The sequence below is a fragment of the Enterococcus mundtii genome (assembly GCF_002813755.1).
GTDB classification, from domain to species: domain Bacteria; phylum Bacillota; class Bacilli; order Lactobacillales; family Enterococcaceae; genus Enterococcus_B; species Enterococcus_B mundtii.
The window spans coordinates 1,198,466-1,217,371 of sequence record NZ_CP018061.1 but is presented as its reverse complement, the minus strand read 5'-3'; the positions used below and the strand labels follow the sequence as shown (position 1 = coordinate 1,217,371).

The following is an 18,906-nucleotide window of genomic DNA, read 5'->3' as shown; positions in this document are numbered from 1 at the left end:
TCCTCCTAGGTTGTTAACCATTTTTTTATTGTGGGAATGTCACTTAATAGTAAGAATTCCTCTGATTTGATTTTTTTCAATCGCTTCTGATAGCGGTCACTTGCAGTCAAAGGATGACTCGCCGGATCTGCGACTTTCTCCAAAACACCATTGTTTATTGTAACAAACTTCAACTCAAAAAACACCTGTATCATAAAAATTAATAATTTTTGTGGGATTTTTAAATAGTTGGCCATTGCACCTAATTTATGTCGGATATCGATCCGTTCTTGCGCATGGATCAATTTGAAGAGTCGTGCATATTGTTCTCTTGTTCCTACACCGTTCAAGTATGCTTCATCAACAGAAATACCTAAGAAGTAAACTCGACTAAATGCCCCAAAAGATAAGATCTCTTTCAAGTCGGTCAGATTCGTTGGACAATCGATCACTACTAATGCTTTTGGGTCATTTTCCTGAATCCATGATTGAATCATTTCTTTATCTGTCCCAAGAATGATGTGTTTTTGTATCGACTCATTTAGTTCTTTGATCGATGCTTCATCAAACGCTAAATAGAACGGACTTTCGATTTCATTTGCTAATGTTCGGTAACGTTTCGCCCGCCAATCAAATACTTGCAATCCTTCTACTGCAAAGTCAGAAACCATCAGCTGCGGTTTTTTACGCCCATTCCATTCATTGATCGATAATTGTCCGACAATATCAAGTGAATCATCTACAAATTCGTTTTCTTGTGGACCAAAACCAAACGCGACAGCATCTAATTGACTATCATCATCCACTAAAGAAAGCTTCAAGTGCTGTTGGTTCGAACCGATTCGTTTTACATTTTGGACAGCAACCTGTTTGAATAAGAAGTTAGGTACAGGATTATCTGTTCCGAATGGTGCCAGTAATTTCAATGCAGCGATTTGTTCGACCGTTACATCCTTTGGGGAGACGATTTCATCGATCGCCAACACAGGACCTTTGGACAAGTCAATTTTCTTTTCTTCTATATAGGCATTCATCCGGTCTTGTAACTGAGGGATATTCTCCGTTGGCATTGTTAATCCGACTGCTGCGTGATGGCCGCCAAAAAATGTAAACAATTCACGCATCTCATTCAGCATATCGAAAAGATTCAACGCTTCGATACTTCGACCTGATCCTTTTGCAATGGTCTGGTCTTTGATGTCTAGAACGATTGTCGGTTTACCTGTTTGGTTCATGATTTTTCCAGCGACGATCCCTAGTACGCCTTCATGCCAGCCTGGATGTACTAACAAATGGATCTGGTTCTCGTCATTGATCATCGCCAATGCTTCTGAGGTGATTTGCTCAACGATCGCTTTACGTTCTTCATTGACCGTTTGTAACTGCTCGGCTAATGTCTGAGCTTGACTTTCGTCGAATGTGGCTAGTAATTCAACCGCTGGATTAGGGTCTCCCATCCGGCCGATGGCATTCAAACGCGGGGCAATCGAAAAACCGATCATCGTTTCATCCGCTTCATTCGCACGTACACTACTTTTCGCAAACAGTGCCTGTAAGCCTACTCGCTCGGTATGACGAATTGCCTCTAAGCCTAACGCCACTAGCGTCCGATTCTCATCAGTCATAGAGACAAGGTCAGCGATTGTTCCAATTGCGACTAAATCTAAAAATTCTGCTGGTGGTTCTTCCAACAAAGCGGTCGCTACTTTAAATGCGACACCGACACCCGCTAATTCTCCAAAAGGATAATTGCCTTGTGGATGGCGGGGATGGATGATTGCATAAGCCGCCGGTAATTCACTAGGCAACTCATGATGATCTGTCACGATCACATCTACTCCCTGCTGTTGTGCATAAGCAATTGCTTCATGCCCAGCTACACCATTATCGACAGTCACGATCAATTGGGTACCTGCAGCTATTTTCTCTTGATAAACGGTTAGATTAGGTCCATACCCATGTTCAAATCGATTAGGTAAAAAGACTTCAACTTGAGCACCTAGCAACTCTAACGTTTCTTTCATGACGGTCGCACTGGTGATACCATCTGCATCGTAATCTCCATAAACTAAGATCTGCTCGCCGTTGATCACCGCTTCTTGGATACGGCTGATTGCCTTGTCCATGTCAAACATCAAATAAGGATCATAGAGTTTTTGTTCTTTTGGATGTAAAAACTGATGGATACTTTCTTCCTCTCGGTATCCTCTTTGCCACAGTAATTGCCCGATCAAAGGAGACAATTGCTGCTGTTTGATTATTTGGATAAAAGATTCAGAAGGTGTTGTTTCATTGACCTTCCAATCAAAATTTGCTCGTCTCACATGCTCACCCCTAACTTAGTCATTATAGCAAACGTCTTCTCTAAAAAAAAGAATTTCAGAAGAATAGATTCTGACAAATCCAACTAAAAGAAACCAAAGTAGACAAAACAGATTCGTTTGCCCACTTTGGTTGCCTGCTAGAAATTGGATAAAACATCCTCTAATAATTTCTGAGATAGTGATTTCTATCACTTTCTTCTATTTGCTTTTAGAAAATCAACAGTGATCCTTGATCAATCAAAGTAATTGACACTTTGCTTTGGTGTTTGAGAAGGTGATTCAGAAGGTGTTTGCATTTGTTCGATCTGTATTTGCTTTGCTTGTAATTCTGCTTGATAGGCCGCTTCAAGTTCCGCACGTTCATTACGAAATTGTCTTTGTTGTTCTTCTGTCGCCTCTTCGATTTTCTTTTGGATATCTGCTTGGTTCTCTGCTAATTCTTTTGTTAGTTGTTTCAATTGTTTCTTCTGTTGCCACAGTGTCGTAAAGGCTGTTAAAAATACAATCAATGCACCAATCAATGCTGAACCAATGATCACTAGAATCAATGGCGCATTAAAAGAAGCAAATCCAAAGCTTACAGGAACATTTTGATTGTTCAACACAGCGAACACGACAATGACAAGTACAAGTAAAAAACCAACGATCACACTACCTTGCTTTTTCATTTACTTCACCTACTTTTTATTAAAAATTCCACCTGCAAAATAATCCCCAATGGTTGGGAAAAGTGCATAAAATTTAGACGCGATTTCTAGCAATACCGGCTGATTGATCTCACGTTTAGGGTGTTTCATCGCTCGCACGATCGTTTGTGCTAATTTAGTTGAATCCAAAACTAAGTGACCGACTTTTTCCAAATAACTACCACTTGGATCAGCCTTATCAAAAAATTCCGTTTCGATTGGTCCAGGATTCACCGTCGTGACCGCAACACCTAGTGGTTTCAACTCTAAACGTAACGCATTGGAAAAGCCCAGAACAGCAAATTTAGTAGCAGAATAAATCGTAGATTTAGCTGTCGCCATTTTTCCTGCCATGGATGCCACATTGATGATATGTCCTTGACGTCTTTCTGCCATATCGATTGCAAATTTTTGTGTCAATACCATCATCCCCAAGACATTGACCTCGAACATATCGTAGGCTTTTCCTAAGTCAAAGGATAAGAAATCCTCAAAGATACCAAATCCAGCATTATTGACTAAGATATCGACACGTCCGACCTCAGTCATCACCTTGTCGTACAATTCATCTACACTGTCAGGATTACTAACATCTAGTTGATACGCGTATGCTGGTTTTCCACTTAATTCTTGACAAACCGCCTTCACTTCGCCGATTTGTTGGATTCTTCTCGCACATGTTACAACGATTGCCCCTTGTTTTGCTGCTTCATAACAGATCTGTTCACCTAAACCACCAGAGCCACCAGTGACTAATACGACTTTATTTTCTAAATTCAACTTTTTTCCTCCTCTTGAAACGGAACGTCCACAACCTCAAAATCTTTCATGACTTTTGTATTTGGAAAGATTTCTTGTGCTTCTTGTTCAAGTTCTTGTGTTGCTTTTCCTAGATATCTCGCACTGATATGGGTCAGTAATAATCTTTGGACATTTGCTTCTTTCGCCACTTCTGCGGCTTGATGAGTCGTCGAATGGAAATAGTTATGGGCCATTCTTGCCTCGTTTTTATTGAACGTACTTTCATGCACCAAGACATCTGCATTTTTTGCTAATATAACAGAATTGGTCGTTTTTCGAGTGTCTCCTAAAATGGTCACGATTCGGCCTTTTTTATCTGGACCGACAAAATCACGTCCATTGATGAGCTGTCCGTTATCTAATTGGACCGTCTCCCCTTTTTTTAGTTTTCCATAAATGGGGCCAGCTGGAATATTCAGTTCTTTAAGCTTATCCACTTGTAATTCGCCTTTGTGATCATGCTCAACGATCCGATATCCGTAGCTATCGATACCATGGCTTAATTTTTTTGCATACACAGAAAAGTGTGCGTCTTCAAAAATAGCTTGATCTTCTGATAAATCAATAAAAACAAGGGGATAACCTAGTTTTGTTTGAGAAATCGTCAGCGCATTGCGTACAAATGCTTCCGTTCCTTTAGGGCCATAGATTTCTAATGGTGTTTCGCCACCCTGAAAAGAGCGACTACTGATTAAACCTGGCAAACCAAAAATATGATCCCCATGAAGATGAGTGATAAATATTTTTTCTATTTTTCTTGGACGGATATTTGTTCGTAGAATCTGCATTTGCGTGCCTTCCCCACAATCAAACAACCAAACCTCATTTCGCTCGTCCAAAAGTTTCAATGCGATACTTGAGACATTTCGATGTTTAGCAGGAACCCCTGCGCCTGTACCTAAAAATTCTAGTTCCATAATTTACCTAACTTTCTATTCATTCTTATTAATTCTAGGGTAAAATCAGTCGACAATCAACTGAAATTCGCAGGATAATTTTTAGAAGACTGTCCCTATAAATGAAAAGAGTGAATAAGCACCACTATTCTTACATCCATTCTTTTTATCGTTATTCAGAAGGTGTAGCATCCTCTGAGCTATCGGTTGGTTTTTTGTGCTTTTCATCCCAATTTTTCTGCGCTGTTTCTTTTGCATGTTTTTCTACCTCAGTAGCATCTTGAACATCTTGTTCTACTTCTTCATAATCCAATCGAGTGATTTCTCCACCTAATTCCATCATCACAAGTTGGTTCAATGGGCGGTTGTCCTCTTCTTCTGCGATCAAGATCAGACCTGTTGCGCCTTCGCCGATCTTATTCCCGACAAAATCAAACACCGTTTGTGCATCTTTGATTTCTTTGGCATCTTGGCTCGCACCAATCATTCCACCCGCAAACCATCCTAGCAAGATCCCTAATGGGCCACCTAAAACGCCAACTAGCATTCCGATCAGACCACCTTTAGAGGATTTATTGTTCCCAGTAAAATCTAAGAAGTCTTCGATTTTGAATTGATGGGCGCCATTAGACTGATGGCTGATGACCGCCATTTGTTCGCCTTTGATCGCTCTCGTCATGTGAAGCTTCTTGATTTCGGAAAATGCTTGGTAAGCTTGACTTTCTAACTCAAAATTCAATATGATCACTCGTTTGCTCATGGAGATCGCCTCTTTCTCATTTTCTTTTAGTGTACCTTGGAATAAACAAAAATAAAAGGGAAAACCTTTAAAAAATAACGCAGTATACAAAAAAAGGAGTTTGACATTCGTCAACTCCTCAAATCCGCTAAAGGTTCTACGAAAGCTTGCTCCTAAGAGAGTAAGTCAAAACCAAAAAAAATGAACGATTATTTTCTTAAATTTTGCCTTACTACTTGGAACTGAACGGCTCTCTAGTCACCTAAATATGTGGTGTATCCAATACTATTCGACAAATTCAAACTCAAACTCACCAATACGCACCAAGTCACCATCTTTTGCACCTCTGGCACGCAAGGCTTCATCGACACCCATCCCACGTAATTGGCGAGCAAAACGCATCACCGTTTCATCGTGGTCAAAGTTAGTCATTTGGAATAACTTCTCGATCTTCTCACCTGACAATACCCATGTCGCATCTGGTTCACGATCGATCGTAAATTCAGGACCTTCTGGATTGAAGCCATAATGAACGGTTTCTTCTTCGATCTCTTCCTCATACAATGGGAATTCTGGTGTTACTTCCAATAGATCAGCTGTCGCATTCAGTAAGGCATCCAGTCCTTTACGAGTCACGCCAGAAATCGGGAATACTGGGATGTCATCGGCAAATTCATCTTCTTTGTTTTTATTTAGTTGTTCTTTGAATTTCACTAGATTTTCTTCTGCATCTGGCATATCCATCTTATTTGCTACAATGATCTGTGGACGTTCTAGCAAGCGCAAGTTATGAGAAGACAACTCATGGTTGATCGCCAAGTAATCTTCGTAAGGATCGCGCCCTTCCATTCCACTCATATCGATCACATGCAAAATGACACGAGTTCGCTCGATATGACGCAAAAATTGTGTGCCTAATCCGACGCCTTGTGAAGCTCCTTCGATCAGTCCTGGAAGATCCGCCGCCGCAAAACTACGTCCGTCACTTGTAGTGACCATTCCTAGATTTGGCACAAGGGTAGTAAAGTGATACGCACCGATTTTTGGTCTTGCCGAAGAGATCACAGAAAGCAAAGTCGATTTTCCAACCGATGGAAACCCAACAAGACCTACGTCTGCTAGTACTTTTAATTCTAATTCGATTTTACGTTCTTGACCAGGTTCGCCGTTTTCAGCGATTTCCGGCGCAGGGTTTCTTGGAGAAGCAAAACGGATATTTCCGCGACCGCCGCGGCCACCTTTTGCTACTACTAAAGTCTGGCCATCTTCAATCAAATCTCCTAAGAGTGCCCCTGTTTCTGCATCACGTACAGTTGTTCCTTGAGGGACTTTGACATACGTATCATCAGAACCACGTCCATGCATTCCCTTACTCATGCCATTTTCACCGGGCTGAGCCTTAAAGTGACGATTGAAACGGAAGTCCATCAACGTACGTAAGCCTTCATCAACGACTAAGATCACATCGCCTCCTTGACCGCCATCACCACCAGCCGGTCCTCCATCAGGTACATATTTTTCTCTACGAAACGCAACCATCCCGTCTCCGCCTTTACCAGCCTTCACGTCGATTGTTACTTGATCTAAAAACATGGACATATTATCGTCCTCCTATTTCCTTTTATCTATTCTAACTATACTGACTACCTGAATTTCCACAATAAACACAAGTCCTGTCTATTTTATCGGTGAATGGCCCGTTTGTCCATCATTAAACTGAAAGTTTCACGGAAATTCGTGGCTCTTTCTTTATTTTACTGCAAGAACGAATGGAGACAAAATAAAACGTTGTGACCAAAAGTTTCAAGAAAGTTCTTAAAGTTCTTTAAGAAACACTTTGGTCACAACAGTTATTTTACATATTTTTCTAGGAAACTACTTACAGTCTTTTGATAATTCTCAGGATCGATCGAATATGCTTTGGCATGCTCTGCTCCTGGGACGATATATTTTTCTTTTGGTCCGTTCGTCGCTTGGTAGACTTTGTCCAACATTTCGTAAGGAACAAATGTATCCGCATCCCCATGGATAAACAGCATCGGTAATTGGTTTTTTTCTAATTGTTTGATTGCATCAGCTTCTCCAAAGAAATAGCCGGCTCTGATTTTTGTCATCAAGCTAGTTACTTGGATCAATGGGAACGGTGGTAAGCTAAATAATTCATTAAGCTGATAAGCCAATTCTTCGTTAACAGAGGAATAGCCACAATCTTCGATGATCGCTTTAACATTTGTAGGCAATGGTTCTCCGCTAGTCATCATCACAGTAGCTGCCCCCATACTAATACCGTATAAAACGATTTCTTCAGATTGACCGTTTGTTTCAAGCACTTGATCGATCCATTTCACATAATCTTTCCGTTCGTGCCAGCCAAAGCCGATATAATCCCCTTCGCTTTTTCCGTGGCCGCGGGCATCAGGGACTAATACGTTATAGCCAAGATCATGGAACATCTTTGCGTAATTTGCCATCGTTTCCGCATTTCCCATATATCCATGAGCCACGATCGCTGTTTTATGACTGTCTGTTGCTGGTAGATAAATGGCTGATAACTTCAATCCATCCGCAGATGTCTGTTGCCATTCTTTACGATTTTCAGGATTCGCAAACCAAGATTGTGCACTCGATTCTTCATTTGTTTTTGTTGTGCCAGGAGTATCGCCTTCTAAAAAGTCTTTTTCTGAAGGAACAACGGCATAGTTATAAAAATAATTACCCGCAAAGACTAATACGACTGTCACGAGTAATGTCACGCCGATTAAAATTTTGATCCAAAGTTTCATCTTATACCTTCCTTGCTTTTACATTGATGTACTGTCTAAAATTAGTATAAACAAAGAGGACGTGTGATGCAATCTAGAATAAATAATAATCGTCATTGAAAAGCCCCGTAAAGCTCTGATCGCTTTACGGGGCTTTTCAATATTTATAATTACACAATTATTTACTTTCGATCAACTTGAAGTTTGACCATGGTTTCAAGAAATCAAGTAAGAATAACTCATCGTCTGAGATACGTCCGACGACATTCACTCGTCCATCATTCTTCATTTCTTTTAAAGCAATTTGTGTTTCACCTTTATATTGTCCGTAACCAACGTTATCGATCAATACATCCCCACGGGTCATATCTTTCGTATTATGCGCTGGGAATGGTTTGTCTTTGTAATAGATGCGTGTCATCGTTGAACGCAAGATATACTCTGAGCGATCTCCACGATAACTATGAAGATTATCGAATAGACAAATACGTTCATCTTCTGTGATATCTTCTGCTACATCAACTTTTAATGTAGGATAGCTTGCAAAGAAAGCTTCAGACATTGCACGTAATTCCTCTTCACTCGCATAAGCATTTCCTACAGAGATATCATCGATCAAACCTGTCAACATCAAGTGTTTGACTTGCGTCGCGATTTCAAGATCACGATGGTCTTCTAATGAGCAAAGTCCGTCTTGCGTCGGCCATGGGCCAAAGTCAGCTGTTTGTGAATTTACGAATGCCATCGTATTCAAATTATATTTGCGGAATTTCTCCGAACAAGCGACAAAATGATCATAGCCTAAACCAGAATAACGATGAGGGTAAAAGTTATGTGAACCTAGTAAGTTATCTGTGTTCGGCGAATAACTCATGATATTGTCAACATAATTCGTGCCTGAACTCATGTTGATCTCGATTTTGATATTGTATGGATTCCGAGTCATTTTTGCTTCTTCTGCTCCAGTAAATCCAATGTCCAAACGAATGCCGTCGGCGCCCATCTCATCGAAGAACGATAGATCATCATATGAGATCTCTAACTGTTCAAATAACGCTGGATTGATATCCACCATGACTTCCATCTCTAATTGATTGGCATAATCGACGACTTTTTTAAAGTCTGCTAAGACTTTTTCTTTATCGTCTGCAATTTGTAATAAACTTGTGAATACACGTTTAAATCCGTATTTATGTGCTAAATCTAAATATTCTTTGTCCTTTTCAAACGTTGAACGTTCTGGATAAATTGAAATTCCTAATTTTCCCATGTGTTGATACCCTCCTGGATGTGCGTTTTTGTATCCACTTACATTATAACAAACCGCTTTCAAATGGTCTACACCTTTTACTATTTATTAAATAATTTCGCTTATTGTTCGAAAAAGTGTAGGTATTTATCTGATAATTTGCTATCATTAAAGATAACAACGAACAAAAAAAGAAAGGAATTACTTATGAAACACAAAAAATTATTTTTAACTATGAGTATGGCTGCAACGCTATTATTTGCAGCTGGTTGTACGTCGAACGGTTCAGATACCGCCTCTTCAAGCACGAAAGAATCAACAGAAAAAACAACAGAGACTAGCACTGTAGAAAGTATTGATTTAAATTCTTTAGAGTTACCTCAATTGAATACAGAAGTCGCTGATAACGAAGATCTAGTTGAAATGGTCACAACTAAAGGAACGATCAAGATCAAACTATTCCCAGAGCTTGCACCAAAAGCTGTGGAGAACTTTATGACTCATGCCAAAGATGGCTACTACGATGGCGTCACTTTCCATCGTGTCATCCAAGACTTTATGATCCAAGGTGGCGATCCTGATGGGAACGGAACTGGTGGAGAAAGTATTTGGGGAGAAGGTTTTGAAACGGAGATCTCAAACCAACTTTATAACATCCGCGGCGCCCTTTCAATGGCTCGTACACAAGACCCGAATAGTAATGGTAGCCAATTCTTCATCGTACAAAACTCTCATGATATGCATGATGGTTTATTGAAAGATGATTACCCACAAGCCATTATTGACGCCTATAAAAACGGCGGCTACCCTAGTTTAGATGGTGAATATACGGTCTTTGGTCAAGTCGTTGAAGGAATGGACGTTGTTGATGCGATTGCTGCTGTCGAAACAGATAGCTCAGATAAGCCAACAGAAGATGTGAAGATCGAAAAAATCAACATCTTACAGGAAGCAAAATAAACACACATTTGATCACTTTCTACTGAAACATCAAATGAGGTGGAGACAGAAGTGTTCAGCCTCGAGAAATAAGGCGCCATCCACGAAAATTGTATTTCAAATTTTTGTGGATGGCGCCTTATTTTCGAAGAGGTTACTTTTTGTTCCCGCCGTTTATTCGGTTATAGGTGGGAGAGGTGAACGAATGTCCCACTCCCTTTTTTTAATTAAAAACTTTTGATGGCTGGGACTTTACAACTATTTTTTATATTTTCGCTAAAAAATAGTTGTTTTCATATTCACCTTTAGTAAAACTTAACATTTTCAAAACAGTCTTAAATAGACAAAAAAAGACCATCCAAGAATAGAAAACTATTCAGAAGATGATTCTTTTTTTGTGGAAAGCTGCTTTCCGCTCCCCTATTGCCATATCTATTGATATTTTTAGAACCTCTCTATGGGTTCCTAAAGTTTATTTTTATCTTTATGCTTGCTCATTGACGATAAATGTAAATTCACATTCACACACTTTTGTATCGTCAACAAAAGCTTCAGAAATCGCAGTCCCTACAGGTCCTTTCATTTTGATGATCTCAAAATGACACTTCATCACATCCCCAGGAACGACTTTTTGGCGGAATTTTGCTTTGTTGATCCCACCGATATACGCACGTTTCCCTAGGAACTCTTCTGATTTTAAAATCAAGATCGAACCTGCTTGTGCAAGGGTTTCTAGGATCAACGCTCCTGGCATGACCGGATTGTCAGGGAAATGCCCTTGGAAAAAATCTTCATTGATCGTTACATTTTTTGTTGCAATGATCTTCTTTCCTGAATCGATCGAATCCACGTAATCGATGTAACAAATTGGGTAACGGTTTGGAATAAGATCCATTACTTCCGTTGCTGATAATGCGTATGACATAGTTTACTCCTTCTTTCGGGCAATAGCCGTAATCAATACTTTGATTATCAAAGTATCATATTCTTGATTATTTGGCAATCATTTTTTATTCATCAAAAAAATAGTTTGACAATCAAAGCATTTTACTGAATAATAAGAAATCAAGAAGTTATTTTTTTGCACTTATATTATCGTCAAACAAAACTTTTATTGAATCAAAGGAGTGTCTATATGTCTTTTTTAGAAGGAAAAAAAATCGTGATCATGGGTGTTGCGAATAAACGCAGTATTGCTTGGGGTTGTGCGGAAGCAATGATGCAACAAGGCGCTGAGATCATCTATACGTACCAAAATGAACGGATGAAGAAATCGTTAGTCAAATTAGTCGGTGAAGATGCCTTCACTGTAGAGTGTGATGTCGCTAGCGATGAGAGCATCGAAAAAGCGATGGATACGATTGGTGAATATGCCGGTGAGATCCATGGTTTGGTCCACGCTGTTGCTTATGCCAACAAAGAAGAGCTTTCAGGTAACGTTTCTGATATTTCAAGAGATGGTTATCAATTAGCACAAGACATCAGTAGCTATTCATTGATCGCTGTATCGAAGTATGCCCAAAAGTACTTAGCTCCTAACAGTGGGATCGTAAGTATGTCTTATCTTGGTTCACAACGAGCGATCCCTAACTATAATATGATGGGCATCGCGAAAGCTTCACTAGAAGCTGCCATTCGCTACTTAGCCGCTGAATTCTCACCTAAAGGAATCCGTGTCAATGGGATCTCTGCTGGTGCGATCAAAACGTTAGCCGTGACTGGTGTGAAGGATTACCAAAAATTGATCGAGTTATCCGAATCACGCACCCCCGATCAACAAGGTGTGACGATCGAAGAAGTCGGAAATACTTGTGCCTTTTTGATCAGCCCCCTATCTAGCGGGATCATCGGTGATATCATTTACGTAGATAAAGGTGTTCACTTATCTTGATCCAATAAAAAATCAGCCCTCCAATGTGAGAGCTGATTTTTTTGTAGTTATTTTTAAAGCCAGACATTATTCGACGACTTCGATCCAACCTTCTGGTGCTTCGATATCCCCAAACTGGATACCCGTCAATTCTTCATACAAGCGCTTAGTTACTGGTCCTACTTCTGTCTCACTATAAAAGACATGTAAATCATTTTTATAGTAGATTCCACCAATCGGTGAAATCACCGCTGCGGTTCCACACGCACCTGCTTCTGCAAATTGATCAAGTTGATCGATGTAGATATCTCCCTCAACTGCTTTAAGTCCCAAACGTTCTTCCGCAATCTGCAACAAGGAATACTTCGTAATACTTGGTAAAATCGAAGGCGATTGCGGTGTGATGAACTGGTTGTCTTTAGTGATACCAAAGAAATTCGCCGCGCCGACTTCTTCAATTTTTGTGTGCGTCGCTGGATCTAGGTAAACGCAATCTGAATAATTTAATTCTTTCGCTTCAGTTCCTGGTAATAAACTTGCTGCGTAGTTTCCACCAACTTTGGCAGCTCCCGTACCATTCGGAGCAGCTCGGTCATAACCAGAAACGATAAAGTTCGTTGGTTTCAATCCACCTTTGAAATAGGCTCCTACAGGCGTACAGAAAACCACAAACAAATACTCAGGCGCTGGATGAACACCAATGTTTTCTCCGACACCGATCAGGAAAGGACGTAAATATAACGTTGCTCCTGAACCATAAGGTGGCACAAAGGATTCATTTGCCTTTACGACTTCTTTCACTGCATCAACAAACATTTTTTCTGGAACCATGGGCATCAATAAACGTCTGGCACTCTGGTTCAAGCGACGACTGTTTTGCTCTGGACGGAATAAATTGATCTTTCCATCTTTTCTGCGATAAGCCTTTAATCCTTCAAAGCACTGTTGGCCATAGTGAAGTGCGGGCGATCCTTCATGAAGTGACAGATAATTATCCTCGGTCAATTCGCCTTTTTCCCACTCTCCATCTTTCCATTTGGCAACGAAGCGCCAAGGTGTTTTGATGTAAGAAAATCCTAAGTTATCCCAATCTATTTGCATGTTCATACCACCAATCGTCAGTTTTGAAATATTTTAGCACTATCTCTCCCATTTGTCATCGTTTATTTTAACCACTTGTTATTGCAAGTGTGATTGGTAGCTTATCTAATGATTTATTTTGATTTTTATGCTGTTCTTGTTACAATACAAAAGAGACTAATTAGAAAAGGGGATTTTATGTTTTCATTCATTGCAACAGCAGAAACAACAAGCTCAACCGGAGAAAATTTGACCGATCAAGCGGTCAGTCAACTTAATGCGTTCCAACGTTTTTGGAATAATATTGATTGGGATGGGATTTTTTCTACAATGATCCAAAAAGGATTATTCCTTATTTTTTTGATTATTCTTTTTGGACTCATCAATCGAATCGGTAAATACTTGATCGACAAATCTTTTAAACAATATTCAAAAAAAACCGTTCTTAACGGTAGCCGCTTAAAAACGTTACAAAGTCTTTTAAATACCATTTTCAATTATACGATTGGCTTTTTCTTTATTTATGCCATCCTATCCGTGATTGGTGTGCCGATTGGTTCACTATTAGCCGGAGCAGGGATTGCCGGAGTAGCCATCGGTTTAGGGGCACAAGGCTTTATGAGTGACGTAATCACTGGCTTCTTTATCATCATGGAACAACAAATGGACGTAGGCGACTATGTCAAATTAACGAATCTAACTATCGAAGGAACCGTGGTATCCGTTGGTATCCGGACACTGCAACTCAAAGGTGTTGACGGTACCGTTCACTTCATTCCAAACCGTAGTATCACAACGATCAGTAACCTCTCTCGTTCCAATATGCAAGTCGTTCTTGATATTCGGATCGTTCCGGAAGAAGGCTATGATAAGATCTATGAGATCATTCAAAAAGTCAATGAAACGTTAGCTGTAAAATACGAAGAGGAATTACAAACTGAGCCATCGATCTTTGGATTGGTCGATATCGGCAACAGCAACTTTGCGATTCGGACGATCTGTTACGTTTTAAATGGTAAACAGTTCGAATTGAAAGAAGAATTTTTGAGTTCATATGTCAAAGAACTGACAGCTGCCGGTTACAGCATCCCAAATACACCAATCGTGTTGAAATAGTTTATGTAGTGTCTACGCTGGGAGTGGGACATTAGCCCTCTCCTACCACTTAATACCGAATGAACAGAAGTGTTTAGGTTTGACCTCTTTTTTTAATCATTAGAAAAATGTCTAAAATGACTAAAGTATTTGATTCTCAGGACAAACTTTATTACCACTCGTGTCATTCCTTAATACAACAAATAAAGCGACGTCCAAAAGTTAGAAATATAGTCTAACTTTTGGGCGTCGCTTCGTTTGTTTTATGTCTTTATCTTTAGTGAGTAGGATCAATTACCTTTAACTAACGATATCGATTCTTTCTCTCAATTCATCTACATCTATTTTAGGTGATACAATATTTTGGCGTTCTAATTCGTGTACCATGTAATTGACTGCTTTCAGTAACTCTTTTCGTGTGATGATTCCTTTGAACACTTTATCCTCTGTGACGACTGGCAAGAACGAAGCATCAACTAGTAAATGAAGAACTTCTTCTAGTTCCCAATTTTCATCAATGGTTGGTACATCGGTTTCCATTACATCAGCCACTGTTAGGCCTTCTAATGGTTCCATACTGATTGTTTGTAGATCCATCATCTTATTGACAACATTTGATAGACTGACTAGACCAACAAAGCGATCATCTTTCCCTAAGACAGGGATTTTAGTGTAGCCCACTTTCGATAAAACTAATAGTCCATGCGATAACGGATGTTGATACATAACATTTGCCACGTTTTCTGCTGGAACCAAAAATGTCTCTTGATTTTGCAGTAATAACTCTCTTACAATTGGTCCAATCATGTATTGGCCCTCCATTTCAAATTCTTTCAATATCTCTATTTTACCGAAAACGGATGCAAAATCTATACAAACATTTCTATTTTTAGCAAAAATTAGAGTTTGTTTGTCAGCGTTTATATTCAAATGCCATGTTATCGATTTTTTTGTGTGATCGATTATAGTACTGGACAGCAAGTGTCTCTTTCGTACTCTCGATGATTGCGTATGCTGGGATTTGGATCATTCCTCGAGGTTGGGAGATGCTTCCTGGATTCAAGAACAAGATACCTTCTTCAAATTCACACCCTAGTTGATGGGTGTGACCAAAAAGAGCAATCGTTGCGTGTTGCTCTTTTGCTTCAAGGGCTAACTGAGTCAAACCAAAGCGGACATTCGATAAATGGCCGTGAGTCATATATACCCGATCAAGCCCAGTATCTACAACTCGTTTAGTCTCAAAGTCTGTGCCGAAATCACAATTGCCTTGTACACCGAAATAAGTTTCCCAAACTTCATCTGTTGCGTCAAGTTCTGAATCACCGCAATGAAAAAAATAATCAACTTGATTTTGGTATTGGGACAGCAATTCTTTGATGATTGCTCGATCCCCATGATTGTCACTAACGACTAAATAGCGCATCTACTCCACTCCTTCCAACCATGCCTGCCAAACTTGGCTTAGTTTTGCCATGGCCATGCCTCGGTGACTATGGTTATTTTTTTCTTCACTTGAGATTTCTGCCGCTGTTTGAGTGTACCCATCAGGAATGAACAAAGGGTCATAGCCAAAGCCATTTTCGCCTTTAGGTATCCGACCAATTCGTCCAGGCCACTCTGCTTCCACGACTAAACTTTCTTTATTTGGTTCAGCAAAAACCAACGTACAATGAAATTGTGCGGTGCGTTCTTCATCAGCTACATCGGTTAATTCAAAAAGCAGTTTTGCGTTATTTGCCGCATCACTCTTATGTTCGCCAGCAAAACGGGCAGAATAAACTCCTGGTCTGCCACCTAACGCATCGACTTTCAGGCCAGAGTCATCCGCCAATACTGGCTGGTTCAATACTTGAGCAATCGTTTCTGCTTTTAACCGGGCGTTTTCTTCGAATGTTGTACCTGTTTCTTCGACATCAGGTATCTCAGGATAATCGAACAATGTTTTGACTGTATAGCCTTCCTTCGCAAATAAGGTACGGAACTCTTCTGCTTTGCCTGCGTTTCGAGTAGCAATCACAATCGTTTTTTCTGTCGGTTCAGGCGTAGTGTCTGACCATTCGCTCAACAAAACATTTTTTTGTTCAAAAATCAGTGATTCGATCGCTGTTTTACCATAAACAAGCATTTCGTTCAATTGTTCACCATCAAAGGTAGCTTCTTCGCCTGTGCCTTGGATCTCCACAAATCTGCCTGATTCCGTCATCACTAAGTTCATGTCGACTTCCGCTGCCACGTCTTCGTGATAATCCAAATCAGTCACACATGTCCCATCAGCTAAAATCCCTACACTGATGGCGGCTAAATGTTCTTTGATTGGATCATTCGCTAACACTTTTGTCTGTAATAATTTTTCGATTGCTAATCTTAAAGCCACAAATGCACCTGTAATACTTGCTGTTCGGGTGCCACCGTCTGCTTGGATCACGTCACAATCAACGATGATACTACGTTCACCAAGTTTCTCGAGATCGACGACCGCACGCAACGAACGACCGATCAAGCGTTGGATCTCCATCGTCCGTCCACTTAACTTACCTTTGCTGCTTTCACGACGATTTCTCGTATTCGTGGCGCGAGGCAACATACTGTATTCTGCTGTCACCCATCCTTTACCAGTCCCTTTTAAAAAGGGGGGCACTGACTCTTCAACCGTTGCCGCACAAATCACTTTCGTATCGCCAAAGCTGATCAAAACTGATCCTTCTGGATGCTTTAGCACATTTGTTTCAATCGTGATTTTACGTAAATCTTGGACATTTCTTCCGTCATGACGCATCATTGCTCTTTTCCTCCTAAATCAATCGATTCAACGATCAGTTCTTTTAATCCTAACCAATCTTGGGCAATCTCATGGAACATTTTAGCTGATCCTGTCGTATAAAACTGACAAAGCGTTCGGCCATTTTGTGGTGAATTACTGATTTCAAAATAGTCAAGTAACATCGAAACTTCGCCAATCGTTTCTGCTCCTGAATCGATCAGCATGACTTTATCCCCCATAACATTCTGAATGATTGGGCGAAGGAGCGGATAATGGGTGCAACCTAAAATCAAGGTATCGATCCCTTTTAATTCTAATGGAAGCAAAGTTTGAGCCACGATTTTTTTAGCGACTGATGATCGGTATTCTTTACTTTCTACGACTGAAACAAACTTTGGACACGCCAAGCTGGTAACTTTCAGTTCGGGTGCTTTATCCAATAATGCCGTCTCGTAAGCAGCACTTTTGACGGTACCAATTGTTCCAATCACCCCTACTCGATGATTTTTCGTCTGCTTGACTGCCGCTCTCGTTCCTGGCAAAATCACACCGATCACTGGAATCGAGAGTGTTGCTTTGATTTCTTCTAATGCGACCGCAGTTGCCGTATTACAGGCAATCACAAGCATCTTTATGCCTTTTTCAACTAAATAATTCGTCATTTCCCATGTATAAGCGATCACTTGCTCTGCGGGTCTTGGTCCATATGGACAGCGCGCGGTATCGCCAACGTATAATATGTTTTCATTCGGCAATTGCTTCAATGCTTCTTTGACGACTGTAAGACCGCCAACCCCTGAATCAATAAAACCGATCGGACGTTTATCTGTCAATCGAATCATCCTTTTTCAAAAAAATTCTACCTTCTATATTGTGGACTTTTTGACGTGAATTATCAAGTCCTACAATCTGCTTTCCGGCTCTTTTCCAACATTGCGATCCTACTTGTATATCGATGGAATTTTTGGATGACAGTAAGAAGGAATCCACAAAAAATTTTTTTAAAAAATTTCGTGGATTCCTTCTTAATTACCATTTAAAATACGATTTTTTCTACTAATAGCTGTACTTTCTTCTTTCTAGGTAAGAAGAAAGTAAAGAAAGTGCGTAACATACGACAAAATACATGAAAGTCATCATAACGAACATTGGTAAGACATAATTAGTATTTTGGCCGTAAATGATCCGCGCTTGGTGCGTCAACTCTGGTAACGAGATAATCACCGCTAAAGAAGTGTCTTTGATCAATGAGATCAACTGACTGACAATGGCAGGGATCATTGACTTGAATGCTTGCGGCATGATGATCGTACGCATCGTTTCCACATAGCTTAACCCCGTAGAAAGTCCTGCTTCCATCTGACCTTTCGGCACAGCATTCAAACCTGCACGGAAAATCTCTGATAACATGGCAGATTCAAAAATCGTCAATGCTGCAACTGCTGACCAAAAGATGTTCATTTGGATACCGATTTGCGGCAAAGCAAAATAAGTGAAAAAGATGATAAGCAATAATGGCAGATTACGAATGATGTCGATAATCAAACCTACTATTTTTGATAAATAAGGAATACTCGCAAAACGAAGAACACCTGTCAGCCCACCGATCAAAAAACTAAAAATGATGGAGAAGAGCGAAACTTCGATCGTTACTTTTAGTCCTTCCAGTAAAAAGCGAATATTCATCCATGAAAATGCACCACTAAAATCCATTGAGATTCT

Annotated in this window: 18 protein-coding genes; 3 read left to right on the top strand and 15 right to left on the bottom strand. The window is 40.1% G+C overall.

Annotated features, from left to right (window positions below; translation table 11 throughout):
- Window positions 1-5: 5 nt before the first annotated feature.
- The 8 genes from recJ to EM4838_RS05960 all read right to left on the bottom strand — a co-directional run bounded on the left by recJ (window position 6) and on the right by EM4838_RS05960 (window position 9,457).
- A complete protein-coding gene (gene recJ / locus EM4838_RS05995) occupies window positions 6-2,303 on the bottom strand; it encodes a single-stranded-DNA-specific exonuclease RecJ (protein ID WP_071867807.1) in 2,298 nt (765 codons plus the stop codon).
- Window positions 2,304-2,536: 233 nt separating this feature from the next.
- On the bottom strand, window positions 2,537-2,971 hold the full coding sequence (locus EM4838_RS05990) for a LapA family protein (protein ID WP_023519574.1): 435 nt from the start codon (window positions 2,969-2,971) through the stop codon (window positions 2,537-2,539).
- Window positions 2,972-2,980: 9 nt separating this feature from the next.
- Window positions 2,981-3,769, bottom strand: coding sequence for an SDR family NAD(P)-dependent oxidoreductase (locus EM4838_RS05985; protein ID WP_071867808.1), 789 nt, complete (start codon window positions 3,767-3,769; stop codon window positions 2,981-2,983).
- Entirely contained in the window at window positions 3,766-4,707 is a 942-nt protein-coding gene (rnz, locus tag EM4838_RS05980; RefSeq protein WP_071867809.1) for a ribonuclease Z, read from the bottom strand. Before rnz ends, EM4838_RS05985 begins: the two co-directional genes overlap by 4 nt.
- A 151-nt stretch (window positions 4,708-4,858) precedes the next feature.
- A complete protein-coding gene (locus tag EM4838_RS05975) occupies window positions 4,859-5,446 on the bottom strand; it encodes a DUF1269 domain-containing protein (RefSeq protein ID WP_071867834.1) in 588 nt (195 codons plus the stop codon).
- Window positions 5,447-5,710: 264 nt separating this feature from the next.
- Window positions 5,711-7,024 carry a GTPase ObgE gene (obgE, locus tag EM4838_RS05970; RefSeq protein ID WP_034689254.1) on the bottom strand — a complete coding sequence of 438 codons (1,314 nt, stop codon included), beginning with the start codon at window positions 7,022-7,024 and terminating at the stop codon, window positions 5,711-5,713.
- 251 nt (window positions 7,025-7,275) lie between these two features.
- On the bottom strand, window positions 7,276-8,208 hold the full coding sequence (locus EM4838_RS05965) for an alpha/beta hydrolase (RefSeq protein WP_071867810.1): 933 nt from the start codon (window positions 8,206-8,208) through the stop codon (window positions 7,276-7,278).
- 157 nt (window positions 8,209-8,365) lie between these two features.
- Window positions 8,366-9,457: a DUF871 domain-containing protein gene (locus EM4838_RS05960; protein ID WP_071867811.1), complete on the bottom strand. Its 1,092-nt coding sequence runs from the start codon at window positions 9,455-9,457 to the stop codon at window positions 8,366-8,368.
- A 186-nt stretch (window positions 9,458-9,643) separates the two neighbouring features.
- Between EM4838_RS05960 and EM4838_RS05955 the strand changes: the two genes are divergently transcribed.
- Window positions 9,644-10,396 carry a peptidylprolyl isomerase gene (locus tag EM4838_RS05955; protein WP_071867812.1) on the top strand — a complete coding sequence of 251 codons (753 nt, stop codon included), beginning with the start codon at window positions 9,644-9,646 and terminating at the stop codon, window positions 10,394-10,396.
- Window positions 10,397-10,859: 463 nt separating this feature from the next.
- Here EM4838_RS05955 and fabZ read toward each other — a convergent pair whose 3' ends face one another.
- Window positions 10,860-11,300 carry a 3-hydroxyacyl-ACP dehydratase FabZ gene (gene fabZ / locus EM4838_RS05950; RefSeq protein ID WP_071867813.1) on the bottom strand — a complete coding sequence of 147 codons (441 nt, stop codon included), beginning with the start codon at window positions 11,298-11,300 and terminating at the stop codon, window positions 10,860-10,862.
- A gap of 210 nt (window positions 11,301-11,510) precedes the next feature.
- Between fabZ and fabI the strand changes: the two genes are divergently transcribed.
- A complete protein-coding gene (gene fabI / locus EM4838_RS05945; RefSeq protein WP_010735584.1) occupies window positions 11,511-12,266 on the top strand; it encodes an enoyl-ACP reductase FabI in 756 nt (251 codons plus the stop codon).
- Window positions 12,267-12,332: 66 nt separating this feature from the next.
- On the opposite strand, the gene EM4838_RS05940 is transcribed toward fabI, so the two are convergent.
- Window positions 12,333-13,346 carry a branched-chain amino acid aminotransferase gene (locus tag EM4838_RS05940; RefSeq protein ID WP_071867814.1) on the bottom strand — a complete coding sequence of 338 codons (1,014 nt, stop codon included), beginning with the start codon at window positions 13,344-13,346 and terminating at the stop codon, window positions 12,333-12,335.
- A 177-nt stretch (window positions 13,347-13,523) separates the two neighbouring features.
- On the opposite strand from EM4838_RS05940, the gene EM4838_RS05935 reads away from it, so the two are divergent.
- The gene (locus EM4838_RS05935) at window positions 13,524-14,441 is read left to right on the top strand and encodes a mechanosensitive ion channel family protein (protein ID WP_010735586.1); all 918 of its coding nucleotides are present in this window, start codon (window positions 13,524-13,526) and stop codon (window positions 14,439-14,441) included.
- Window positions 14,442-14,720: 279 nt separating this feature from the next.
- Here EM4838_RS05935 and cbpB read toward each other — a convergent pair whose 3' ends face one another.
- The 5 genes from cbpB to EM4838_RS05910 all read right to left on the bottom strand — a co-directional run bounded on the left by cbpB (window position 14,721) and on the right by EM4838_RS05910 (window position 18,897).
- Window positions 14,721-15,227, bottom strand: a complete 507-nt coding sequence (gene cbpB, locus EM4838_RS05930) for a cyclic-di-AMP-binding protein CbpB (protein WP_071867815.1) — start codon at window positions 15,225-15,227, stop codon at window positions 14,721-14,723.
- A gap of 106 nt (window positions 15,228-15,333) precedes the next feature.
- The gene (locus tag EM4838_RS05925; protein WP_071867816.1) at window positions 15,334-15,846 is read right to left on the bottom strand and encodes a metallophosphoesterase; all 513 of its coding nucleotides are present in this window, start codon (window positions 15,844-15,846) and stop codon (window positions 15,334-15,336) included.
- Window positions 15,847-17,199 (bottom strand): ribonuclease PH, encoded by a 1,353-nt coding sequence (gene rph / locus EM4838_RS05920; protein ID WP_071867835.1) that lies wholly within the window; start codon window positions 17,197-17,199, stop codon window positions 15,847-15,849. It lies immediately after the preceding gene.
- Window positions 17,199-18,026 carry a glutamate racemase gene (gene racE / locus EM4838_RS05915; RefSeq protein WP_071867817.1) on the bottom strand — a complete coding sequence of 276 codons (828 nt, stop codon included), beginning with the start codon at window positions 18,024-18,026 and terminating at the stop codon, window positions 17,199-17,201. The genes rph and racE overlap by 1 nt, the downstream gene beginning before the upstream one ends.
- A gap of 214 nt (window positions 18,027-18,240) precedes the next feature.
- Window positions 18,241-18,897 carry an amino acid ABC transporter permease gene (locus EM4838_RS05910; protein ID WP_071867818.1) on the bottom strand — a complete coding sequence of 219 codons (657 nt, stop codon included), beginning with the start codon at window positions 18,895-18,897 and terminating at the stop codon, window positions 18,241-18,243.
- Window positions 18,898-18,906: the final 9 nt, after the last annotated feature.